Annotated in this window: 20 protein-coding genes; 8 read left to right on the top strand and 12 right to left on the bottom strand. The window is 69.2% G+C overall.

Going from position 1 to position 24,018, the window contains the following annotated elements; genetic code table 11:
- Nucleotides 1-2: 2 nt before the first annotated feature.
- From ABD951_RS24400 to acsA, 5 genes are read right to left on the bottom strand one after another with little or no spacing between them, the layout of a single operon-like run.
- Nucleotides 3-251 (bottom strand): acyl carrier protein, encoded by a 249-nt coding sequence (locus ABD951_RS24400; protein ID WP_345351589.1) that lies wholly within the window; start codon nt 249-251, stop codon nt 3-5.
- A gap of 10 nt (nt 252-261) precedes the next feature.
- Entirely contained in the window at nt 262-1,401 is a 1,140-nt protein-coding gene (locus ABD951_RS24395; protein WP_345351586.1) for a dihydrolipoamide acetyltransferase family protein, read from the bottom strand.
- A gap of 10 nt (nt 1,402-1,411) precedes the next feature.
- Complete coding sequence (locus tag ABD951_RS24390) at nt 1,412-2,386, bottom strand: alpha-ketoacid dehydrogenase subunit beta (protein WP_345351583.1); 975 nt, start codon at nt 2,384-2,386, stop codon at nt 1,412-1,414.
- Nucleotides 2,383-3,384, bottom strand: coding sequence for a pyruvate dehydrogenase (acetyl-transferring) E1 component subunit alpha (gene pdhA / locus ABD951_RS24385; RefSeq protein WP_345351581.1), 1,002 nt, complete (start codon nt 3,382-3,384; stop codon nt 2,383-2,385). Before pdhA ends, ABD951_RS24390 begins: the two co-directional genes overlap by 4 nt.
- Nucleotides 3,381-5,168, bottom strand: a complete 1,788-nt coding sequence (acsA, locus tag ABD951_RS24380; RefSeq protein WP_345351578.1) for an acetate--CoA ligase — start codon at nt 5,166-5,168, stop codon at nt 3,381-3,383. Before acsA ends, pdhA begins: the two co-directional genes overlap by 4 nt.
- A gap of 264 nt (nt 5,169-5,432) precedes the next feature.
- On the opposite strand from acsA, the gene ABD951_RS24375 reads away from it, so the two are divergent.
- Together ABD951_RS24375 and ABD951_RS24370 are read left to right on the top strand one after the other, a co-directional pair.
- The gene (locus ABD951_RS24375) at nt 5,433-6,980 is read left to right on the top strand and encodes a bifunctional aminoglycoside phosphotransferase/ATP-binding protein (RefSeq protein ID WP_345351575.1); all 1,548 of its coding nucleotides are present in this window, start codon (nt 5,433-5,435) and stop codon (nt 6,978-6,980) included.
- On the top strand, nt 6,973-7,926 hold the full coding sequence (locus ABD951_RS24370; protein WP_345351572.1) for a 1-phosphofructokinase family hexose kinase: 954 nt from the start codon (nt 6,973-6,975) through the stop codon (nt 7,924-7,926). The genes ABD951_RS24375 and ABD951_RS24370 overlap by 8 nt, the downstream gene beginning before the upstream one ends.
- A 9-nt stretch (nt 7,927-7,935) precedes the next feature.
- Here the strand turns inward: ABD951_RS24370 and ABD951_RS24365 are convergent, their stop codons facing one another.
- A complete protein-coding gene (locus ABD951_RS24365) occupies nt 7,936-8,448 on the bottom strand; it encodes a flavodoxin domain-containing protein (protein WP_345351569.1) in 513 nt (170 codons plus the stop codon).
- Entirely contained in the window at nt 8,445-10,769 is a 2,325-nt protein-coding gene (gene ppsA / locus ABD951_RS24360) for a phosphoenolpyruvate synthase (RefSeq protein WP_345351566.1), read from the bottom strand. Before ppsA ends, ABD951_RS24365 begins: the two co-directional genes overlap by 4 nt.
- Before the next feature lie 162 nt (nt 10,770-10,931).
- On the opposite strand from ppsA, the gene ABD951_RS24355 reads away from it, so the two are divergent.
- Nucleotides 10,932-11,492 (top strand): CBS domain-containing protein, encoded by a 561-nt coding sequence (locus ABD951_RS24355; protein WP_345351562.1) that lies wholly within the window; start codon nt 10,932-10,934, stop codon nt 11,490-11,492.
- 3 nt (nt 11,493-11,495) lie between these two features.
- On the opposite strand, the gene ABD951_RS24350 is transcribed toward ABD951_RS24355, so the two are convergent.
- Nucleotides 11,496-11,756, bottom strand: coding sequence for a DUF1918 domain-containing protein (locus ABD951_RS24350; protein ID WP_345351559.1), 261 nt, complete (start codon nt 11,754-11,756; stop codon nt 11,496-11,498).
- Nucleotides 11,757-11,793: 37 nt separating this feature from the next.
- Nucleotides 11,794-13,209: a wax ester/triacylglycerol synthase domain-containing protein gene (locus ABD951_RS24345; RefSeq protein ID WP_345351556.1), complete on the bottom strand. Its 1,416-nt coding sequence runs from the start codon at nt 13,207-13,209 to the stop codon at nt 11,794-11,796.
- Between the two features lie 131 nt (nt 13,210-13,340).
- On the opposite strand from ABD951_RS24345, the gene ABD951_RS24340 reads away from it, so the two are divergent.
- On the top strand, nt 13,341-13,859 hold the full coding sequence (locus ABD951_RS24340) for a flavodoxin family protein (RefSeq protein ID WP_345351553.1): 519 nt from the start codon (nt 13,341-13,343) through the stop codon (nt 13,857-13,859).
- Between the two features lie 17 nt (nt 13,860-13,876).
- The gene (locus tag ABD951_RS24335; protein WP_345351550.1) at nt 13,877-15,565 is read left to right on the top strand and encodes an MBL fold metallo-hydrolase RNA specificity domain-containing protein; all 1,689 of its coding nucleotides are present in this window, start codon (nt 13,877-13,879) and stop codon (nt 15,563-15,565) included.
- Here ABD951_RS24335 and ABD951_RS24330 read toward each other — a convergent pair.
- From ABD951_RS24330 to ABD951_RS24320, 3 genes are all read right to left on the bottom strand, one after another.
- A complete protein-coding gene (locus tag ABD951_RS24330; RefSeq protein WP_345351547.1) occupies nt 15,528-15,992 on the bottom strand; it encodes an Hsp20/alpha crystallin family protein in 465 nt (154 codons plus the stop codon). The two genes, ABD951_RS24335 and ABD951_RS24330, sit on opposite strands and share 38 nt — an antisense overlap.
- Nucleotides 15,993-16,106: 114 nt before the next feature.
- Entirely contained in the window at nt 16,107-16,988 is an 882-nt protein-coding gene (locus ABD951_RS24325; RefSeq protein WP_345351544.1) for a universal stress protein, read from the bottom strand.
- A 114-nt stretch (nt 16,989-17,102) separates the two neighbouring features.
- Entirely contained in the window at nt 17,103-17,591 is a 489-nt protein-coding gene (locus ABD951_RS24320) for a GNAT family N-acetyltransferase (RefSeq protein WP_345351541.1), read from the bottom strand.
- A 205-nt stretch (nt 17,592-17,796) separates the two neighbouring features.
- Between ABD951_RS24320 and ABD951_RS24315 the strand changes: the two genes are divergently transcribed.
- From ABD951_RS24315 to otsB, 3 genes are all read left to right on the top strand, one after another.
- Nucleotides 17,797-18,471: a response regulator transcription factor gene (locus ABD951_RS24315; RefSeq protein WP_345351538.1), complete on the top strand. Its 675-nt coding sequence runs from the start codon at nt 17,797-17,799 to the stop codon at nt 18,469-18,471.
- Between the two features lie 3 nt (nt 18,472-18,474).
- Complete coding sequence (locus ABD951_RS24310) at nt 18,475-20,160, top strand: sensor histidine kinase (protein WP_345351535.1); 1,686 nt, start codon at nt 18,475-18,477, stop codon at nt 20,158-20,160.
- Between the two features lie 79 nt (nt 20,161-20,239).
- Complete coding sequence (gene otsB, locus ABD951_RS24305; RefSeq protein WP_345351532.1) at nt 20,240-23,914, top strand: trehalose-phosphatase; 3,675 nt, start codon at nt 20,240-20,242, stop codon at nt 23,912-23,914.
- The last annotated feature ends 104 nt before the right edge of the window (nt 23,915-24,018 follow it).

Raw genomic sequence — 24,018 nt, 5'->3', positions numbered from 1 at the left:
CGCTACGACCCCACCCGTGCGGCCACGTAGTCGGTGACGTCCCGCAGGGTGACGAGAAGGCCGTAGTCGGCCTCGGGAATGTCGACCCCGAACCGCGCGTGCAGACGGACGAGGAAGTTCCACCAGTCCATCGAGTCCAGGTCGACCTGATCACGGAGGGGTTCGTCGGCGCTCAGATCGTCCGACTCGACCTCGGGGGCGATTTCCTGCAGTGCCGCGATGACAGCGGCACCGACCTCGGCTGTGTCCACGTTCGACTCCTCACAGATCCTGCGGATGTTGCAGCCGGTTTCGGATATCGATGAGGAACTGCGCGCCGCGGTGGCCGTCGGACACCCGATGGTCAGCGGCCAGCGTCGTCGTGACGACGGGGAGGGCACGCAGCGCCCCGTCGACAACCCAGGGTCGCGCGGCGGGGTTGCCGAAGCCGACGAGGGCAACCTGTGGCGGGTAGATCACGCCGAACACCGATTGCACGCTCCGCTCCCCGAGGTTCGTCACCGTCAGTGTCGGGTCGGACATCTCGGAGCTGCGCAGCGAACCGGCCCGCACCCGGGCCACCAAGTCGGTGAGTTCCGCCATCAGCTGCCCGAGCGGTTTGTCGGCCACGTCGTGGATCGCCGGGGCGACCAGACCACCCTGCCGCAGGGAGATCGCCACGCCGACGTGCACCGCTGGCTGGGGCCGGAACCCTCCGCCCTGCCAGAACCCGTTCATCTCCGGAAAGTGCGTGGCCGCCAACGCCACAGCCTTGAGTTGCAGCGCGGCCATCAGGATCCGCGCGGTGATCGGGCGGCCGGCGTTCTCCCGTTCGAGCCAGCGGGCCGCGGCTTCCAACGGAACGTCCTCGGCCAGGTAGTAGTGCGGGATCTCGCGCTTGGACCGGCTCATCGCCGCGGCGATCACCTGGCGCATCTGCAGCGCCTTGTCCACCGGTGCCACCGCGGCTGTACGGCCTGCCGCGGCGTGCAGCACGTCGTCGAGGGTGACGGAACCCAGCGGGCCCGTTCCGGTGAGGGTGGCCGGGTCGATGCCGTACTTCGCCGCTTCCCGCCGGGCGACGGGAGAGACGCGTGGTCGGCGCGCCGGCTGGTCGGCCTGTGCCGGGACGGCGGGCGGCGCCTGGGCGGGGGGCCGGGTCGGCTCCCCGGTCGTTGCGGACTCGTCCGGCTCCAGCAGGGTGGCCAGTGGTGTTCCGACCGACACCGTCGTCCCCGGCTCGACGAGTAGTCGGTGGACCGTACCCCCACGCCAGATCTCCACATCCACCGCTGCTTTCACCGTGTCGACGGTGGCGACGGCCTGACCGCGCTCCACGGTGTCCCCGGGTTCCACGAGCCAGTTGGTGAGTGTGCCCTCCTCCATGTCGGACCCCAGGGACGGCAAGACAAAGTCGAACACCGCTTCCTCCTCACCGATCGCCGATCACCTTCGACGCTGTCGACACGATCGTGTCGACCTGGGGTATCGCCTCGTGTTCCAGGTGTTTGGGGTACGGCACCGGGACCTCGGCGCTGCACACCCGCTGCGGCGGGGCGTCGAGGTCGTAGAACGCCGACTCGACGATCCTGGCCATCACCTCGGCTGCGAGGCTGCCGCTGCGCCACCCCTCGTCGACGACGACGGCGCGATGGGTCTTGGACACCGACCCGATGATCGTCTCGGTGTCGAGGGGCCGCAGGACGCGGAGGTCGACGACTTCGGCGTCGACTCCCCGACCGGCCAGCACCTCCGCGGCCGCCAGCGTCTTCGGCAGGGAACCGCCGTAGGAGATCAGGCTGATGTCGGCGCCGCTGCGGCGAATGCGCGCGCAGTTGATGTCGACCGGGCGCGGCCGGTCGAGGTCCTCGGTGGTGTTGTAGAGCCGCACGTGCTCGAAGATGATCACCGGGTCGGGGTCGGCCAGGGCCGGAGCCAGCATTCCCCGCGCGTCGGCCACTGTCGCGGGGGCGAGGACCCGGATTCCGGGAATGTGCGCGTACCAGTTCTCGAGACTGTGGGAGTGCTGCGCGGCGAGCTGCCGGCCCGCGCCGGTCGCCATCCGCACAACCACCGGCACCGAGAACTGGCCTCCCGACATGTGTCGGAGGGATGCCGCGGTGTTCACGATCTGGTCGAGTGCGAGAAGGCTGAAGTTGACGGTCATGATCTCGACGATCGGCCGCATGCCGCCGATCGCCGCGCCGATCCCGACCCCGACGAACCCCAACTCGGACAGCGGTGTGTCCCGGATGCGCTCGGGTCCGAACTCGTCCAGCAGTCCTTTCGACACGGCGTAGGTGCCCCCGTAACGGCCCACGTCCTCCCCCATCAGGAAGACTCGGGGATCCGCCTGCATCGCCTCGCGGATCGACTCCCGCACGGCCTCGCGATAACTGGTCTTCACCGTGCCTCCAGGGCGGTGTCGGCGGGGGTGACCACGTTCTGCATGAGGTCGCTCGCTTCCTCCCAGGCGCCGGCGTCGGCGAACGCGACCGCGGCGTCGACCTCGGCGGTGACCTCGGCGTCGATGCGCAGAAAGTCCGCCTCCGTGAACAGTCCGAGTTCCTTCAGCCGGGCGGAGAAGGTGTGGATGGGCCCGCGTTCCTTCCAGGCTTCCACCTCCGCCTTGTCCCGATACAGTTCGGGATCGAACATCGAGTGCGGACGGAACCGGTACGTCTGGAACTCGATGAAGAAGGGGCGCCCGGTCGTGCGGACGTGGGCGGCGCCGGCCCGGGCTGCTTCGAGGGTCGCGATCACGTCCATGCCATCGGCGCGCAGCGTGGGGACGCCGAAAGACGATGCCTTGACGCACAGATCGGTTTGCGACTCGGACCGGGCCAGGGCGGTGCCCATCGCGTAGAGGTTGTTCTCGCAGCAGAACAGCACCGGCAGATGCCACAGCGACGCGAGATTCATCGACTCGTGGAAGGCGCCCTCGGCCATCGCGCCCTCACCGAAGAAGCACGCGGTGACCCGTTTGATGTCGTTCATCTTGTCGGCGAGCCCGAGGCCGACCGCGAGCGGTAGTCCCCCGGCGACGATCGCATTGCCGCCGTAGAAGCGTGTCGCGGCGTCGAAGAGGTGCATGGAACCGCCCCGGCCACGCGAACATCCCTCCTGCTTGCCGAACATCTCCGCCATGATCGTGTTCATCGGCACCCCGTGGACGAGTGCATGGCCGTGTTCGCGGTAGGTGGCGACCACCGCCTCCCCCTTCTCGAGGGCGTGCAGGGCGCCGACCGCCACCGCTTCCTCGCCGATGTACAGGTGCAGGAACCCGCGGATCTTCCCGGCCCCGTACAGTTCCGCCGCTTTCTCCTCGAGGCGCCGGATCCGCAGCATGTCCGTGAGCAGCGTGACCGCGAAGGCCCTGTCGTACGGAAAGTCGGTCCCGGTCATTCGTCTGTCTCCAGCGTCGACGTGTCCCCTTCGGGCAGCCCGAGTTCTCGGGCCTTGAGCAGCCTGCGCATGACCTTCCCGCTGCGTGTGTGGGGTAGGACATCGACGAACTCGATCGTCTTCGGGGCGACCGCGGCACCGAGCTCGGTGCGGGCATGGGCCAGGAGTTCTCGGCGCAGCGTCTCGTCGGGCGTCCACCCGCTCTTGACGGAGACGAACGCCTTGACGATCTCCCCGACGGTCGCGTCGGGGACGCCGATCACGCCGGCCTCGGCGACTGCGGGGTGCTGCATGAGGGTGTTCTCCACCTCGAACGGACCGATGAGGTGACCGGCGGACTTGATGACGTCGTCGGCTCGTCCGACGAACCAGAAGTAGCCATCGGCGTCGCGTTTCGCGAGGTCGCCGCTCAGATACCAGTCACCGGAAAAGCACTGCCGGTAGCGCGCCTCGTTGTTCAGGTATCCGCGGAACATCGACGGCCACCCGCGGCGCAGCGCCAACTCACCCTCGACGTCCGGGTCATCGATGACCGCGACGTCGCCGGTCCGTTCGCCGTCGCTCCGCGGCGGGGTGACGATGCGGGCGTCGACGCCGGGAAGCGGGCGCCCCATCGAACCCGGTTTGATGTCGAAGCCCGGCGTGTTGGCGATCATGATCCCCCCGGTCTCCGTCTGCCACCAGTTGTCGTGGACGGGATGGCCGAGGACGTCGCGCCCCCAGCGCACCGCGTCCGGGTTCAGCGGTTCGCCGACGCTGGCGACGAACCGCAGCCGTGTGAGGGAGTGTTTACGGGCGAGATCGGGACCGGCCTTCATCAACATTCGGATCGCGGTCGGAGCGGTATACCAGACGGTCACCGCCTGCTCGTCCAGGATTCGGTACCAGCGTTCGGCGTCGAACTCGGCGGTGTCGACCACCGAGGTGACACCGTGCAGCAACGGCGTGATCACGCCGTACGAGGTCCCGGTGACCCAACCGGGATCGGCTGTGCACCAGAAGATGTCAGACGGGTGCAGGTCGAGTGCGTACCGACCGGTCGCGAAGTGCGTCGCCACCGCGCCGTGCACGTGGATCGCACCTTTGGGTGTCCCGGTCGTGCCGCTCGTGAAGTGCAGCAGCGCCGGGTCGTCCCGGCAGGTCGGGGTGATGTCGGCGACGTCGTCCACCTCCGACATCGCGGTCGCGAAATCGACGGTGCCGGATGACGGTGCGTCGCGCGCCGAATCACCGACGACCAGGACGTGCCGCAGGGAGGGCACGTCGTCGCGGATCTTCGTCACCCGCCGCCGATACAGCGTGTCCGTGGTCACCAGTAGCTGCCCGTCGCCGAGCCGGATCCGGGTGGCCAACGGTTCCGGTCCGAACGCGGAGAACAGCGGCGAGACGACGCACCCGTTGCGAAGCGCGCCCAGTGTCGCGACGTACAGCTCCGGTATGCGCCCGGTGACGACGAAGACCCGGTCGCCCTTCCCGACGCCGAGATTCCGCAACACGTTGGTGAAACGCCTGACCCGGCTGCCGAACTCGGCGAAGGTCAGATTCTCGGTGACGAGCGCACCACGGTCGGATTCGTTCTGCCCGACGAATCGGAACGCACACTTCTCCCGCAGAGCGCCGTCGACGTGCCGATCGACCGCGTAGTACGCGATGTTGCAGCCGCCAGGCGCCTCACCGAGTTCCCGCTCGACGTCGGCCCATGAGAATCCGGCGCGTTCGCCGTCGTAGTCGGTGAAGTTGGGTGCGATCCCGTCACCGGCTGGTGCGTGCGAAATGATGGACATCGAGAATCGACTTCCTCTCGAGAGGATCCGGCTCGCCCGAAATCTGGATTCAGCATCGATCCGAAGCGCCGTGACAGATAGAGGCGAATGACCATTCTCGGTGACTTTTGCCCCTCACCCGGCCGCCTGGCCTGGGGTTGAATACTTCCGACGGCGTCGACGGATCGGGTGGGACCAATGGTGCGAACGACTCCCCACGCGGTTCGGTCGCCCGGCGACACCTCGGACGTGAGATCGTCGACCGCGCAGAGATCCACCCCTTCGATGGACAATCTCATTGTGGAACCCTCGGCGACGGTCAGGGAAACGCACACCGCATACGTGGTGATGGTCGGCGATGTCGTCTTCAAGGCGAAGAAGCCCGTTCGGACGGCGTTTCTCGATTTCGGCACCGCGGAGCGACGCCGGTCGGCGTGCCGGCGAGAGGTGGAGCTGAACCGACGGTTGTGTCCGGACGTGTATCTCGGTGTCGCCGAGCTCACCGATCCGCACGGCGGCCCGGCGGAACCGCTGGTGAAGATGCGCCGGATGCCGGACGATCGGCGCCTCGCCGCGATGATCGCCGGTGGCGAGGACGTGGCCGGCGAACTGGCCGCGATCGCTCGCATCCTCGCCCGTTTCCACCGAGGGTGCCGGCGAGGCCGCGACATCGATCGGGATGCGACGCGCGACGCCGTCGTCGCGCGGTGGCGCGACAACCTCGCCGAGGCGCAGGGGTACGGCGACGACATCCTGCCCGGTGCGACCGTCGCCGAGATCGGCCGCCGCGCACACGAGTACCTGGCTGGGCGTGCGGAATTGTTCGCCGAGAGGATCGACCAGCGGCGGATCGTCGACGGCCACGGGGATCTGCTCGCGGACGACATCTTCTGTCTCCCCGACGGGCCGCGGATTCTGGACTGTCTCGACTTCGACGACCACCTGCGACACGTCGACGTGATCGACGACGTTGCCTGTCTGGCGATGGACCTGGACCACCTCGGTCGGGCGGATCTCGCGGCGCATCTCCTCGCCCGCTTCCGGGTGGAATCCGGTGACGATCCGCCGCCGTCCCTCGTCCATCACTACGTCGCATATCGTGCGGTCGTGCGGGCCAAGGTCGCGGCACTTCGTCACGAACAGGGCGCGACCGACGCACGAACCGAGGCACGTCGACACGCGGATCTCGCGGTGCGGCACCTCCGGACGGGTTCGGTGCGACTCGGCCTCGTCGGCGGACTCCCCGGTACCGGAAAGTCCACACTCGCCCGGGCGCTGGCCGGACGCACCGGTGCGGTTGTCCTGGCCAGCGACCGGGTGCGCAAACAGCTTGCCGGCCTCGACCCTCGGACGCCCTGCCCCGCCGAGTACGGGCGGGGCCTGTACACGGGAGCCATGACCGATCGCACCTACTCCGAGCTGCTCGTGCGGGCGACGGCGTTGCTGTCCCTGGGCAGGTCGGTTGTGCTCGACGCCTCGTGGACCGACCCCCGGCACCGTGCGTGGGCCCTGTCCGCCGCCGACCGCACCCACAGCGAGCTGATCGAACTCGAATGCACGGCACCTCGATCCGTCGCCCTGGAACGGATCGAGCGCCGCGCCGCGGGCGAGTCGGATGCGGATTCCGCCGTGTACGACGCGGTGGTGGCACGCTATCGGCGACGATCGTCGGCCACGGTCGTCGACACGACGGCAGATCCTGGTGTGGCGATCGACGCCGCCTTGACGGCCTGGGGTGCGATCGAGATCTGGGGTGCTGCCGAACCGGGCCCCGACGATTCGGTGCCGGAGGTCGACGTGACAGCAGCGGTACGGGAGGTTCACAGTGACTGACATCGTGACGCTGACGATGAATCCGGCCCTCGACATCAGCACGACCACGGGGCGAGTCGTACCGACGGACAAGGTCCGCTGCGGCGCGCCGCGCCGCGACCCGGGCGGCGGCGGGATCAATGTCGCGCGCGTCCTGACCGCGCTCGGCGAACCGGCGACGGCGGTGTTCCCATCCGGTGGACACAGTGGCCGCGCGCTGGAGGATCTCGTTGCCTCCGAAGGAGTCCGCAGCCGCACGGTCACGATCAGAAGATCGACCCGGGAGAGCTTCACCGTCAACGAGGAGCACACGGGTCTGCAGTACCGGTTCGTGTTGCCCGGACCGACGCTGACACCGACGGAGGTCGATGCCTGCCTCCGCGTGCTGGCGGCCACGGCGCCGCGAGCGCGGTTCGTCGTGGCGAGTGGCAGCCTGCCGCCCGGGGTGCCGGCGGACTTCTACCAGACCCTCGCGGACGTCGTGTCCGATCTGGGTGCCCGCCTCGTCGTCGACACGTCCGGACCGCCGCTCCGCGCGCTTCGCGGCGGGGTGTATCTGCTCAAGCCCAGCATCCGCGAGCTACGTGACTACGTCGGGCACGATCTGCGGTCCGCCGACGACCGGGTGGCCGCCGCACGAGCGATCATCGATCAGGGCGTCTGCACCGTGGTCGTGCTGTCACTGGGGGCAGACGGTGCCGTACACGTGACAGCCGATGATGCCGAACACGTACCGTCCCTCGCGGTGCCCGTCGTCAGCGGGATCGGGGCGGGTGACAGCATGGTCGCGGGCATCGTGTTCGGACTCGGCCGTGGGTGGGAACTGCGCGAGGCGGTGCGGTACGGCGTCGCCGCGGGTGCAGCCGCGCTCGGCAGTCCCGGAACCGCGCTGTGCAGTCGCGCCGATGTCGAACGGTGCTACGAGCGGTTGCGGGACGGAGGTGTCGTGGACGTGGTCGAGCCGTGATCCGGGGGCTCAGCGGAGGTGCGCGGCGATCGAGGAGGCCCAGGCCGTCACGTCGGTCCAGTTCCTGTTGTCGCCGTACCGCACCCCCATCAGCCGGACAACCAACCGGAGTCGGCGCTCCGGAGGACGCTCGAACACACCCGCGAACGCATGGAAGTCATTGACGCCCAACGTGTCCCGAACCGACGCGATCGACGCAGGCACCATCCGACGGAACAGTGCACCGATCGGACCGTGCAGCGCGGGACCCATCCCGACGCTGAACAACCACGTCGGCCGCATCGACAGGGCCGCGCGATGACGTTCCAGGTAGCCGTGGAACTCGGGCAGGAAGTCTCCGTCGTGGATCGCGCTGCCGAGGACGACCGCGTCGAACTCGCCCGGGTCGGGGTCGTCCGTGACCGAGGCGGTCGTGGCGGAACAGCCGGCTGCCGCGAGCGTGTCGCCGATGCGGTCGGCGATGGTCGCTGTCGAACCCTGTGCGCTGGCGTGAGCCACCAGGACGGTGGGGGCTCCCGTCATCGCGCCGTGTCGGGTCCGCCGGACCGGGACGTCCGGGCTCGCTCGAGCAGGATCCGGCGTTCGGCGGCGGCGACGAGACGGCGCGTGTATGCGGCGGTGTCCGGTGTCACCGAGACCGAGGTGATCCCCTGCCGGACGAGGTGTTCGGCCAGGGCCGGGTTCGTCGACACGGCCTGCCCGCACAGCGACGTGGTCAGTCCGGCGCGGGTTGCCCGTTCGATGATCGTGTCGACGGCGTCGAGCACCGCCGGATCCATCGTGTCGAACACGTCCCGGCAGATCTCCGAGTCCCGGTCGACACCGAGGACGAGTTGAGTCAGATCGTTGGTGCCGATGGAGACACCGTCGATGCCGAGCTGGGCGTAGCGGGGAATCCAGTACGTGACCGACGGCACCTCCGCCATGATCCACCGGTGCATCCCCCGATCGGATCCGAGCGGATGCGCGTCCAGTAGTCGCAGGCAGGCCTCGAGTTCCCAGAAGGTGCGCACGAACGGGATCATCAGGTGCACGTTCGGGTACCGCCGCCGGACGGTGTGGATCACGTCGAGATCGAGGCGCAGCAGCTCCGGTTCGCGGACGTACCGGAAGCACCCGCGGTAGCCGATCATCGGGTTGTCCTCGGCGGGCTCGACGTCGCCGCCGGACAGGTTCGCGAACTCGTTGGTGCGCAGATCGATCGCGCGGTAGATCACCGGCCTCGGGTGGAACGCTGCGGCGATCCTGGCGACGCCGGATGCCATCGCCTCCACGTACTCGTCGCGTCGCCCCTCGGACAGGATCGTCGCCGGATGCACCCCCTGCAGCGCGTCCATGATCATGAACTCGGCGCGCAGGAGCCCGACGCCGTCGACGTCGGTCGCCGCGACCCGCTCGGCGGCGTCGGGGGTCGCGAGGTTGACGTATACCGCCGTCGCGGTCGCCTCGGTCCAGCCCGGGCCGCCGGTGCGGGGCAGGGAGGAGGGGGCAGCAGCGGCCTCTGGCGTGGCAGGCGCACCCTCCAGGACTGTGCCCGCCTCGCCGTCGATGGTGACGACGGCGCCGTCGACGAGGATCGTCGTCGCGTCGCGGGTGCCGACGATCACCGGCCTGCCGAGCTCCCGACCGACGATCGCGGCGTGGCAGGTGATGCCGCCGCCGTCGGTGACGATTCCCGCGGCCCGGCGCAGCACCGGCAGCCAGTCGGGGCGCGTCATGGGTGCGACGAGGATGTCGCCGTCGTGCAGAAGATGGGCATCGGCGACCGAGTGCAGCACCCGCACACTGCCCGACGCCGTGCCGGGACTCGCACCGAGCCCGTGCGCGAGAATCCGACCACCCGAGGACGGAGCTGTCGCGGCGGGCGGGCCGCCGAGGGTGGTGATCGGGCGGGTCTGGACGATCCACAGGTCGTCGCCGGCGAACGCGAACTCCAGATCCTGCGGCGAACGGTAATGTTCCTCGACCGCGACGGCCAGTCGGGCCAGGCGCTCGAGTTCCGAGTCGGCGAGGACGCGGTGTCCGCGTTCGGCGACGGGGATCTCGGTGCGCCGGTCGCCGTCCGCGCCGCCGGTGATCGAGAAGGCCTGGGTACCGATGTGTACGTCGAGGACCCGGAACCCGTCCTTGCCGACCACGTAGGTGTCCGGTTCGACCTGCCCGCCGACGACCACCTCGCCGAGCCCGGTGGCGGCCTCGACGACCACCCGGTCGCGGACACCGGTCCGCGGGTCGGCGGTGAACACGACCCCCGACCGGTCGGAGGCGACCATCGTCTGGACGACGACCGCGACGGACGGCTCGTCGTCGACATTCTGGATGCTGCGGTAGCTCAGCGCCCGTTCGGACCACAGCGATGCCCAGCACCGCCGGACCGCATCGAGAACGGAGTCGACACCGCTGACGTTGGTGAAACTGTCGTGGATACCCGCGAACGAGGTGTCGGCCGCATCCTCCCCCGGTGCCGACGAGCGCACCGCGACCCGGATCGCGTCACCGAGATCACGGTAGGCGGCGGCAATCTCGGTGCGCAGGGTGTCCGGGACCGGCGCGGTCAGCACGCTCTCGCGCAGCTCCCGCGCCGCAGCCGCGAGATCGGACTCCCCGGCATCCACGGAAGGCACCCGCCGGGCGTACAGGGTTTCCCGGATCCCGGCGGCCGCCATCGCGTCGAGGTACGCCTCACGGGTGACGACGAACCCGGGCGGGACCGGGAACCGGGCGTGGGTCAGTTCGCCGAGGTTGGCGGCCTTCCCGCCCACACTCGGGGTGTCGGACAACCGGACCTGGCCGATCGACCGCACCCACTGCCGATCCACGGTTGCCGGAGTGGTGGCGTTCATGGCGGGCTCCTCACCGTCACCGTCCAGCCAACACGGTTGCCGCGGCGCCGCCCAGGGCCGAAGGTCACCGGTCCGGCCGAGGCGGGGCCAACCCGAGGCCCAATGGCCCTACCCGCGAACGCCACGCGGCTGTGACGCTGGTGGAGGTCGGAAGGAGCGGTCATGCACGCGCGACACATCATGAGCAGCCCGGTCACCACGGTGTCCCCGCAGGCCACGGTCGACGAGTGCCTGCGGATCGTCCAGAGGTCCGGATTCACCGTTCTTCCGGTCGTCGACGAGGGGCGCAACCTGGTCGGCATCGTCTCCGAGGGTGACCTGCTGCGCGAGAAGTTCCGCACGCCATCGGGCGAGACGTCGGCATCCGCGACGATGACCAGCCCGGTGGTCGCGATGCTGCCGGACGTCGACGTCAGCGCGCTCGCGTCGGCGATGCTGCGGTCCGGCCTGCGCGGCATCCCGATCATGCAGGGGCGCGACGTGGTCGGCATCGTCACCCGCCGCGACCTGATCGCGGTGCTCACCATGGACGACGACCACATCCGGCACGAGGTCCAGCACCGGCTGGACGTGTACGCGGGCTCCCGGCGCTGGACCGTCGCGGTGGCGGACGGCGGGGTCCGGATCGGCGGGCTCGATTCCGAGGACCCGGAGCGCGGCATCGTCGCCGCGCTCGCCGAGACGGTGCCGGGAGTGACCGCCGTCGAGTTGGTACCCGGGTGAGCGTCATCCGCGCCCGAGGATGGCCTGCTGGAGTGCGGCGATCCGGCGGCGTTCGCGGGTGTCCGCCCGCAGCTTCTCGGCTGCGGTGATCACGTGCGCGTCGGGCCCGGGGAAGACGAGTGTTTCCCGGTTGTCGCGCAACCAGCGCACCCGGTAAGGAGGTTCGCCGTCCGCCCGGCGCACCTCGACGATCAGCCCGATCTCGTCCGGTGAGTCGAGTACGGTGCCCTTGACCACCAGCCAGTCACCCACTTCGGCGTGCATCGCGTCCTCCGTCCCTTCCCTGCGTCCGCCTTCCGTGTCAGGTGCGCAGCATCACTGCGGTTTCCGCGGCGTCCGGGCACAGCGCGACCACCTCGCGGAACCCGTCGGCGAGGGCCCCGGCGAGAACATCGACGTCGGGAACCGCTGCTGCGTCGGCGTTCACCCCGATGCAGCACCGGGACCGGTACGACATCAAGGTTACGTTGAAGGCCGACCCCAGGGTCGGGCTGAACGCGTAGTGACCGAGTATCTGGGCGCCGGCGGTGAACAACGGCACCGGCGACCCGGTCACGTTCGACGCGACGAGGTCGACATGTTCGAGCATGCCGACGAGCACGGCGGCAGGCAGCAGGTTCAGCGTGCCGGCGATAGCGGGTGACCATCTGACCGCCGGTTCGTGACGCCACGTGTCGACGAGGGTGTGGACGCGCCCGATGAGTTCGACGGGATCGGCCACGTCGGTGGGCAGGGGAAACCGGGCAAGGGTGATGCGGTTGCCGCCCATCGCGTCCCGCTCGGTGCGCAGGCTTATCGGCAGTGTCACCCGCAGCCGGTCCACCGCGGCGCCGTGGTGGCGGTGATAGCGCGCGGCGCCGAGCAGGACCGCGGCGAGGAATGCGTCGTTGATCGAGCCGCCGGACGCCTCCGCGGCGCCGTCGAGGGCGCGCACCGCCACGTCGAGGGTGGCGAGCCGGCGCAGGGTGCTGCGCTCGGTCATCACCGGGGACAGCGTGGAGAAAACGGGGCGGGTCAGCCGCATCGTCGACGCCAGCGCGGCCGACGTGCCGCGCACCACCCCGGCCGGATTGCGGATCGCTGCGGTCGACGCGCGCAGCGCCGAGCGTCCACCGGTGGCCAGCCGATCCGGCCAGTAGCCCAGGCGCGGGGCCGCGCCGGTTGCCGACGGCACGTCCTCGGACGGTTCGTGGGGGCGCTCGTCGCCGTCGCGGGTCAAATCCACGATCTCTCGGACGATCTGCATCCCACCGACTCCGTCGGTCAGGCTGTGGTGCACCTTCGTCACCAGCGCGGCCCGGCCACCGGCGAGTCCGCCGAGCACCGTGAACTCCCAGAGCGGGCGATCCTTGTCGAAGGCGCTCATCGCCGCGGTCCGCGCGAAGTCCAGCACTCCACCCCACCCCTCCCGGTCGGAGAGGGTGAAGGAGCGCAGGTGCCAGCTCAGGTCGAAGTCGGGGTCGTCCACCCAGTACGGAGGCGACATACCGAACCGGGGAGTGACGACCTTGCACCGAAACAGCGGTACCCGCCGCGTCCCCCGCTCCATCATCGAGACGAACCGGTCCCAGTCCGGCCGGCGGTCGAGGAGCGCGACAGCCACGATCGTCGACCGCAGGACCGGGTCGGCCTCCATGCGCCAGGACATGAGGTCCGTCTGTGTCAGGTAACGGCGCGGTGAGCGCATCGAGACCCCCTCGACTCGCTGTCGGTTCATGATCCAGTATTCGGCTGTGTGCGAGCGGATCCCAGTGACGAAGGGTGTTCCCCGGCAGGACCTTGGGCCCTGCCGGCCCCGCACTCCGTACGCGAGCATGATCACAGGACCCATCAGCAGGAGGAATCGTCATGCGCACACTCGTGGTCTACGAGTCGATGTTCGGCAGCACACGGCTCGTCGCCGAGGCCATCGCCCGTGGTGTCGCGGACGCGGGAGCGGTGCAGGTGCTGCCGGTGTCGCACGCCGGCGAGGCGGATCTCGCCGGATACGACCTTGTGGTCGTCGGCGGTCCGACGCACGTCCACGGGATGAGCCGGCCGTCGAGCCGCCGCGGCGCCGAGCAGACCGCCGAGCGTCCGGGTGCCGAGGAAACCCTGGAACCAGATGCCACGGACACCGGTGTGCGGGAATGGCTCTCGGCGCTGCCGCCCATTCACGGCCGTGCCGCCGCGTTCGACACCCGACGGCACGCGCCCGCCCTGCTGACCGGGCGGGCGTCGAAGGGGATCGGGAAGCGGCTGCGGCAGCGGGGCTACGACCTGGTGGCCGAGTCGGAGAGTTTCCTGGTCGACAAGCAGTCCCGTCTCGAGCCCGGTGAGGAGGCACGCGCCGAGCAGTGGGGTCGCGCGCTCGCCGGGAGCCGCTGACGAGCGAGGAGCCGACCATGGACGAGCACGTGACCCTCACCTTCCACGGAGCCGCGCGGACCGTGACCGGCTCGTGCATGGAGATCACCTCAGCGGGACGCCGCATCCTCGTCGACTGCGGACTGTTCCAGGGATCGCGAACTCTCGAATCCCTCAACCACGAGGCGTTCGGGTTCGATCCGTCGACAATCGAGGCGGTCGTGCTCACCCACGCCCACATCGACCACTGCGGGCTGCTGCCGAAACTGGTGGCGCAGGGATTCGACGGGCCGATCTTCTGCACAGCGCAGACCGCCGACCTGCTGGAGTACATGCTTGCCGACGCCGGCCGGATCCAGGAGTTCGAGGCCACCCGCCGCAACGGTCGCCGCGACCGCGCAGGCGACGAACGGTTCACGCCGCTCTACACCGAGCAGGACGCGCTCGTGGCGTGGCGGCGCACCCGGCCGGTGCCACTCGAAGTGTGGTTCGAGCCCGCTCCCGCGTTCCGGGCGAGGCTGTGGAACGCCGGACACATTCTGGGTGCGGCTTCGGCGGAGGTCGACACCGGCGGTGTCCGCCTGCTCTGTTCCGGTGACCTCGGCCCGCAGCACAAGGCGTTCCAGACGACACCCGCAGGACCCACCGGCGTGGACCACGTCGTCTGCGAGTCGACGTACGGCAGTCGGACCCGGGAACGGCCATCGCTCGAGCAGAGGCGCGACCAGCTCGCGGCGGAGGTCAACGACGCCCTCGCCCGAGGCGGCAACCTGGTGATTCCGGCGTTTGCGCTGGAGCGAACCCAGGAACTTCTGCTCGACATCGCGCACCTGACCGACGCGCATCGCATCCCCGACGTGCCGGTGTTCGTCGACTCGCCGCTCGCAACACGCGCGACCAGTGTCTTCGCCCGGCACGCGAGCGAACTCGAGGACCTCGGTGGCACCGACGTCTTCCACCACCGCGCCATCCACTATGTCGAGGACGCCGACGCGTCGATGCGGATCAACGACATGTCCGGGGTCATCGTCATCGCTGCCTCCGGCATGTGCGAGGCCGGACGCATCCGGCACCACCTCGAACACAACCTCCACCGTCGGGACTCGACCATCCTCTTCGTCGGGTTCCAGGCGCAAGGTTCGCTGGGGCGGGTCCTGCTCGACGGCGCGCCGCGGGTACGGATCTCCGGCTCCGACATCAACGTCCGCGCCCGTATCCGGCGGATCGACACCTACTCCGCGCACGCCGACCGGGACGAACTGCGGAACTGGATCGCCCAGCGCGCGCCGATCACGGGTGGTCTGTTCCTCACCCACGGCGAGCCGGGCGCGCTCGCCGCGCTGACCGCGCTCGTCGGCGAAGACGCGCCGCAGCTACCCGTCATCACCCCCGCCATCGGCGAAAGCTATCTGCTGCCGGCCGCCGCCCCCGCCACGTTGGTCGCCGCGGCTCGCCCCGACGCCGCCCGCCTGGTCGGCCGCGACTGGCAGAACGACTACGCGGAGTTCACTCTCGGGCTCAAGCAACGACTCTCCCGCATCCCGAACACTGCGGACCGGCAGAAGGCGGTCGCGGAGATGCGGCGGGTCCTCGACGCATACATCGACTCCGGGCACTCGGACGCGGACGACGCCGAGCGCGACGGGGCCCGGCGTCACGGCGGCACCGGGCACCCGGACTCCCGCCGGGTCAGCTCGTCGCGTCCTCGTTCCCGCCGGCGGTCCTGATCTCGACATGCCGTTCCGAGGATGGTGCCTCGGCCACCGGCACCGTCACGGTGAGGATCCCGTCGGCGTAGGAGGCGTCGATGTCACCTTCCTGTGCCCCCGCCGGCAGCGGCATCGACCGATAGAAGCTGCCGTAGTGGAACTCCGACCGGGTGCCCTCCGCCTTCTGTTCGCTGCGTTCGGCGGTGATCGTCAGCTGGCCGTCGCGGATGCTGATGTCGATGTCCTTGGCCGGGTCCACGCCGGGCAGCTCGGCACGCAGCGTGTACCGGCCCTCCGCGAGGTGCTCCTCGACGCGGATCATGTGACTGTCGAGCGGTGTCCACGGTGACATCGACTCGAGCCGCGCCACCAGATCGGACCAGTCCGGCATCGCCGGCCACATCGACATCGGCTGGTGCTGGTGGCGGGGAGAGAGCATGCCCATGACTTTCCTCCAAGTGTTCCGTTCGTGTCCCCCGAGTCCACCTCCGCCACCTGCAGGAAGGTAGGGCCGAGAGTCGTCGGGACGGGGACACAGGTCACCAGGCGGCCCACCGGTTCAGTGGGTGTGAACGATCAGCAGCGGACAGGTCACCGAGTGCAGCAGGGCCCGGCTGGTCGAGCCGAGGAGCATGCTGGCGAATCCCCCGCGCCCCCTACTGCCGACCACCACCAACTGCGACAATCTCGACAGATCGGCGAGTGCCTTGGCCGGCCGATCCTCGACGACGACCCGGCGGACACGGACGTCGGGGAAATCGTCGCTGAATCCGGCGATACTCTCTGCGAGTGCGGCCTCTTCCTTCGTTCGAATCGACCTCCAGTCCAGTCCTTGGTCGGCGGTGAGGAGACTCGAAATGTTCGTGTCCGACCATGCATGCACGGCGACAAGTTCCGCACCACGCAGCGACGCCTCGGTGAAGGCTTCGGCAATCGCCGGTTCACTGTTTCGAGTACCGTCCACACCGACGACGACCGGACCACCCATGGAGCCTTCGGGGTCGGTCAGGGCGCGGACCACCGCAACCGGACAGCGGGCGTGAGCCGCCACCGCCGAGCTGACCGACCCGAGCAGACCGCCCACCACCTCCCCGAGACCCCGTGACCCGATCACCACCATCCGCGCGGTGCGGGCCCGGTCGACCAGCACCTGACTCGGGTGACCCGACACCAGTTCGGATTCGATGGTCAGCGGACCTGCCGATGCCTCACGGGCCAGGTCGGTTGCGCGGACGAGGCGGAGGTTCCCTTCGCGCTCCTGGTCGTCGAAGTACGACGGCGGTAGACCGATCGGGACGCCGTGGGTACCGGCGACGAATCTCGTTGCGATCAGGTGCAGTGGCGCGCCGCGACGTCCAGCGTTCTCCGCCGCCCACCACACTGCGTCGTTCGACGATGTGGATCCGTCGACTCCCACCACGACAGGCGCGTTGCCGTTCATGTCGTCCTCCTCGGATTCGACCGCTGGACAGTGCAGTTGACGCCCATGGGCCGATCATCGCGCTCCGGATCAAACGCCGACCAGGGGCGAACGTCCACACGAAACCGGCACTGGTCATCGGCTTGGAGTTCGGTTGTGTCCGTGTGCTTCGGGTTCGGGTTCGCCTCCGAGTTCGATTTCGATGTGCGTCGCGCTCCCCTCGCGACGGCGGCGTGTCCGCAGACCTGTCTCGGCGATCACCTTCAGCATCGTGGAGTTCTCGAGCAGCACCTCGGCGACCAGCGTGTGGATTCCACGATCCCGGGCCGTCTTCACGAGCCTGGCCAGCAGGGCCGAACCGATCCCGTGAAGCTGATGATCGTGCCTCACCACAAGGGCAACCTCCGCGGTACCCGGATCATCGAGGCGGACGAGGTTCGCGACTCCGATCAACTGCCCCGAGTCGAATGCTCCGATCGCCGCGTGTCCCCGATCCACGGTGGTCAGCTTCGACACCAGGATCGAGATGTCCCGTGGAGGCGCGGCGAAGAACCGCAGATAGCCATCGTGCGCGTCCAACGACTCGTACAGGGCAACAACCGCGGGTACGTCGGCGGCCGTCAAGACCCGTATCGCGACCGGTATGGGCGGGTCACCGTGCGGGGGCGGCGAATCCTCGGCGGTCACGACGCCTGCCTGGTGTCCGTCATACGACCAACGTAGCCCCGGGGTGCGGGCGTGGCGCAGACGTACGGGTCGTCCCTGCCCACCCCGGAGGGAACTGACGTACGGTGAGACTGGCCGGAGGCGCGGGAACGGAGGTTGCCGCATGATCAGGGTTTTTCTGGTGGACGACCACGAGGTGGTTCGCCGGGGGCTGGTCGAGCTGCTGGAGTCCGACCCCGAACTGCAGGTGATCGGCGAAGCGGGCACCTACTCCGCCGCGCTCGCCCGGGTTCCGGCCCTGCGACCGGACGTCGCGGTCCTCGACGTACGCCTGCCGGACGGCAGTGGGATCGAACTGTGTCGTGAACTGATGGCGCGACTGCCCGCGCTGCACTGCCTGATCCTGACCTCGTACACCGACGAGGAGGCGATCCTCAGCGCGATCCTGGCCGGCGCGAGCGGATACGTGGTCAAGGACATCAAGGGGTTCGAACTGGTCAGGGCTGTGCACGAGGTCGGCGTGGGCAAGTCCCTGCTCGACAGCAACGCCGCCGCCGCGCTGATGGCGAAACTCCGGGCGGCCGAGCAGGAGGACACCGGCCCCTTCTCCGGGCTCTCCGAGCAGGAACGAACCCTGCTCGAACTGCTCGGGGAGGGTTTGACCAACCGGCAGATCGCGGCGCGGATGTACCTGGCAGAAAAGACCGTCAAGAACTACGTCTCACGCCTGCTCACCAAGCTCGGCGTCGAGCGACGTACCCAGGCCGCGGTGCTGGCGGCGAAGCTGGACCCGTCTCCCGGCCGACCGTCCGGGTCGGCGATGCCCGACAGGAGGTGATCTGTGACCGGAGACGAGTCCGGGGCCCACCAGTCGCAGACACCGTCCGATGTGCGGGACCGGATCTTCGAGATCCTGCAGACGAAAGAGAACATCGACGGGTTGCTCGGTGCGATCCTGGCAGTGTCATCCGGGCTCGACCTCGACCGCACTCTGCGCACGATCGTGCACGCCGCTGTCCGCCTGGTCGACGCACGGTATGGCGCGCTCGGCGTGCGGGGTACCGGGGACGAACTCACCGAGTTCATCTACGAGGGCATCGACGAGCACACCCGGCAGCTGATCGGTGACCTACCTCGTGGCCGCGGGGTCCTCGGTGTCCTCATCGCAGATCCCAAACCACTTCGGATCGACGATCTCTCGACCCACCCCGCATCGGTCGGGTTTCCGCCACGACACCCGCCGATGCGCACCTTCCTCGGCGTACCCGTACAAACACACGACACCGTGTTCGGAAACCTGTATCTCACCGAGAAGGCGAACGGGCAACAGTTCACCGCCGACGACGAGGCCGTTCTCGAGGCCTTGGCTGCCGCGGCAGGCATCGCCATCGACAACGCGCGTCTGTACGAGCGCTCCCGGACCGAGCAGGCCTGGCTGGAGGCCACGCGCGAGATCACCGTGGCACTGCTCGCCGGCGACGAGCCACCGGGCGTCCTCCAGTTGGTCGCGGACAAGGTCGTGGAACTGACCGGATCGGACTGCTGCTTCCTCGCCGTGCCGGACGACCCGGACGCCGAACAGGAGTCGTTGACGGAGCTGGTGGTGAGCGTCGCCGCCGGGACACCGCCCGTCGAGATCATCGGTCGCCGGATTCCGCTCCGTGGATCGGCCCTCGGTGACGCCTTCTGCACGCGTCAGCCCGTTCGCGCCGACCGGTTGACCCTCGGCCCCGGCCACCACCCGACGACACTTCCGGGCGCGGCACTCGCGCTGCCACTCCGCACCGCGAACGCGGTTTCCGGCATTCTCGTGTGTCTTCGGGGCACGGACGGCGAATCGTTCAATCCAGATGAACTGGACAGGTTGACGGTGTTCGCCGACCACGCCGCCGTCGCGCTGCGGCTCGCGAACGCCCAACGTCGGATGCGTGAACTCGACGTGCTGGCCGATCGCGATCGAATAGCACGCGACCTGCACGATCAGGTCATTCAACGCCTGTTCGCCGTGGGTTTGTCGCTGCAGGGGACCGTGCAACGCGCGAAGTCACCGGAGGTGCGACAGCGGCTGGTCGGCATGGTGGACGATCTTCAGGAGATCGTCCAGGACATCCGCACCGCGATCTTCGACCTGCACGGAGGCGACGAGGGCGCCACCCGCCTCCGGCGCCGGCTGCACCAGGTGATCGCCGACGTCACGGCCGATTCCCACCTCCGGACCACGCTGCAGATGTCGGGTCCGCTGTCCATCGTCGCGCCGGGGCTGGCCGATCATGCCGAGGCCGTGCTTCGAGAGACCCTGAGCAATGTCGTCAGGCATGCCGGCGCGACCGCGGTCACCGTCTCCGTCACCGTGGGCGACGACCTGTCTGTCGAGGTCACCGACAACGGGCGAGGCATGGCGCCGGGAACTCCGGGCCGCGGACTCGACAATCTCCAGTCGCGAGCGGTCGCCGTCGGCGGGACGGTCACGGTCGACAGCACGGCGATGGAGGGAACCACCGTCCGCTGGCGCGCTCCGTTGCGATGACCCGTTCTTCCCTCGGCCGCGCCGATCGACGTACGCTGAGCGCATCCCGTGATCCGTTTCGGCGAGCAGGCGGGCACACATGAGCGACGTGGATGTCGAGACCGCGGCTCGACCGGTCATCGACCTGCGCCATCACAGCCTCGTCGTCGTCGACCTCGACGTGCTGGTGAGCACTGCGGACGGGATGCGGTCCGCAGAACCGACTTTCGCGCTCGCGGACCGATTACGCCGTGCCGGTGTCGAGTGTGCGGTGTTCTCGGCACGCCGGGGCGCGCGAGAACTGCTCGAGGGCGAGGAGATCGCCCGGGCGTTTCCGGTGCGGGTCGACGGATCGGTGCCACAGGACGCGGCGACCCGGCTCGGCACACCACTGTCGGATGCCGTGCTCGTCACCCGCGACCCCGATACGGTCGCGGAAGCGAGTCGAGCCGGCTTCGCTCTGGTGATCGCCGTCGGCCGGGCGGACCGCGCCGACGAGTTGCTGCGCCGCGGCGCGGACGTGGTGGTGCAGGACGCATCCGAGGTCGAGCTCCGTGCCGGCGATCTGCGGCGCGTCGACCTCCCCGATGCGCTTACGGCACGCCACGAGCTGACCGCGCCGCTTCGCGTGCGCAGGCCGGCCGTCTTCCTGGATTTCGACGGTACGGTGGCCGACATCGTGTCCGATCCGGCGCACGCGGTCCTCACCGACGGCGTCGCCGCCGCATTGACTCGGCTTGCGGCGGAGTGCCCCGTGGCCGTGATCAGCGGGCGTGACCTGACCGACGTGCGGGCGCGGGTCGGGGTACGCGGAATCTGGTACGGGGGAAGTCACGGCTTCGACATCGTCGGTCCCGCCGGTCAGAAGTACGAGAATCCCGACGCGCTCACCACGGTTCCGGCGATCGACCGTGCGGCCCGGGCGCTCGAGCAGCGCCTGCACCATGTTCCCGGGGTTCTGGTCGAGCACAAGAGATTCGGGGTCGCTGTCCACTACCGCAACGTGGCCGGCGGACAGATCGACGAGGTCGCGGCCGCGGTGTACGAAGTCGCGGGGCGGGACAGTGCCCTGCGGGTGACCACCGGCCGCAAGGTGCTCGAACTCCGCCCGGACGTCGCCTGGGACAAGGGCCGCGCCCTGCGGTGGATGCTCAGGCACACCGTCGATTCGGAGTCGATGCTCCCTCTCTACGTGGGGGACGATCTCACCGACGAGGATGCATTCGACGCGGTCGCGGCCGCCGGCGGTGTGGGGATCGTGGTGCGAAGCGCGGAAACCACCGACCGCAGATCGGCGGCTCGATACGCAGTGAACGGTCCGGCCCAGGTGCGCGTGCTCCTCGAGCGGCTGGCCGAGGTGATCGATCGGGACCCCGCGAGCGCGCCCCGGTCCAGCGGCTGGATCCTCCACTACGACGGATACGACCCGGCGACCGAGAAACTGCGGGAAGCGCTCTGCACGGTCGGCAACGGATACTTCGCCACCCGCGGGTGCGCACCCGAATCCGCGGCCGGCCCCGGACACTACCCGGGCACCTACGTGGCCGGACTCTACAACCGCCTGAGCGACGAACGTGCCGGGACGGTCATCTCGAACGAGAGCCTGGTGAACGCGCCGAACTGGCTGCCGACGACGTTCCGGGTCGACGACGGGCCGTGGTTCGACGTCGACACCGCCGAACTGCTCGACCACCGGCAGGACCTCAACCTGCGGCGGGCCGTTCTCAGCAGACGGATCCGGTGTCGCGACGCGGCGGGCCGGACGACGACGCTCGTCCAGCGGCGGTTCGTCGCGATGCACATTCCCCACGCCTGTGCGCTCGAGACGACGCTCGTCGCCGAGGACTGGTCCGGGACCGTCGAGGTGCGGTCGGCTCTCGACGGTTCGGTTCGGAACGGCCTGGTCGACCGGTATCGCGATCTCGCCGGCGACCACCTCGAGCGGGTGCAGGCCGCCGAACTGTCGCCCGACTCGGTGCTGCTCACCGTGCAGACCAATCAGTCCCGCGTCCCGGTGGGAATGGCGGCACGAACCGTGGTCCGGCGCGACAGTGAACCGACCGACTGCCTGCGGACGTGGTTCGACACCGACGGCCTCGTCGGCCACGACATCGTCCTCCGCCTCGAGGCCGGGCAATCCGTCACGGTGGAGAAGACGGTGACCCTCTTCACCGGACGCGACCACGCGGTCTCGGACCCCGGCGACGCGGCGGCACGCCTGTTGTCCGGGCTGCGCGGATTCGAAGGGCTGCTGGCCGGTCACGCCCTGGCCTGGGAGCAGCTGTGGGACCGGGTCGAGATCGACATCGTGGGGCAGGTGGACGCGTCGCGGATCCTGCGGTTCCATCTGCTGCACCTGCTCCAGACCGTCTCCCGGATCACGGCCGACCTGGACGTGGGCATCCCGGCCCGCGGACTGCACGGCGAGGCGTACCGGGGACACGTCTTCTGGGACGAGTTGTTCGTCTTCCCGGTGCTGACCCTGCGAGGGCCCGCCCTGACGCGGTCGTTGCTGCAGTACCGGTATCGCCGGCTGCCCGAGGCCCGTCGCGCCGCGCGGGCAGCCGGGCACCGGGGCGCGATGTTCCCGTGGCAGTCGGGCAGCGACGGCCGCGAGGAGAGTCAGCAGGTGCATCTCAATCCGCGCTCGGGCCGGTGGCTTCCGGACACCAGTTGGCGGCAACACCACATCGGCGTCGCAATCGCGTACAACGTGTGGCAGTACTACCAGATCACCGGAGACCTCGAATTCCTCGCTCACTTCGGCGCCGAGATGCTGGTCGACATCGCCCGCTTCTTCGCCAGTCTCGCATCATACGAGCGGGCGCGGTCCCGGTACGTCATCCGCGGAGTGATGGGACCGGACGAGTTCCACTCCGGTTACCCCGATGCGCCCCACGCCGGGATCGACAACAACGCCTACACCAATGTCATGGCGGTGTGGGTGATACTGCGCGCCCTCGAGGCGCTCGACGCCATCGCCGACCCGGACCGGTCGGAGCTCATCGCCCGACTCCACCTGGAGGCGCCGGAGCTGGCCCGGTGGGAGGAGGTCACCCGCCGCATGTCCGTGCCCTTCCACGACGGGGTGATCAGTCAGTTCGACGGCTACGGCGACCTGATCGAGCTGGACTGGGACCGTTACCGGCAGCAGTACGGGGACATTCGGCGACTCGACAGGATCCTCGAGGCCGAGGGCGACGACGTCAACCGGTACCGGGCCTCGAAGCAGGCGGACGTGCTGATGCTGTTCTACCTCCTCTCGGCTGACGAACTCCGGGACCTGTTCGGGCGAATGGGGTATCGGCTCGAACCCGACGACATCCCCCGGACCGTCGACTACTACATCGCGCGAACCTCCCACGGCTCGACGTTGAGCGCGGTCGTGCATTCCTGGGTACTCGCGCGCGCCAACCGCGACAAGGCGATGGAGTTCTTCGAGAGCGTGCTCGCGTCCGACATCACCGACGTCCAGGGCGGGACGACGGCCGAGGGCATCCATCTGGCCGCGATGGCGGGCAGTGTCGACCTGCTCCAGCGGTGCTTCACCGGGCTCGAGGCGCGCGGCGACAGGCTGGTTTTCGGGCCGCAGTGGCCGGAACCTCTGGGCACGCTGGAGTTTCCGATCTCGTACCGTGGGCACCAGTTGTGGTTGACGGTGAGCGGGCGGAAGGTCGAGGTGAGAGCCGGAGAAGGGAATCAGCGACCGATCGAGATCGAGTGCCGGGGCAGGGTCGTCGAACTGCGACCGGGCGGCGTGGTCAGCCTGGGCTAGTCGCACGATTGACCGGAGCCAGCGCACCGCCGATACTGGGAACCCACCGGTAGGCCGACCAAACGGCGGAGATCGAGCGGCGCAACACCGTCCGCTCGCAACGC

The organism is Rhodococcus olei (genome assembly GCF_039540555.1).
Taxonomy (GTDB): domain Bacteria; phylum Actinomycetota; class Actinomycetes; order Mycobacteriales; family Mycobacteriaceae; genus Rhodococcus_G; species Rhodococcus_G olei.
The sequence above is the reverse complement of the archived record's forward strand: the minus strand, read 5'-3'. Positions and strand labels throughout refer to the sequence as shown.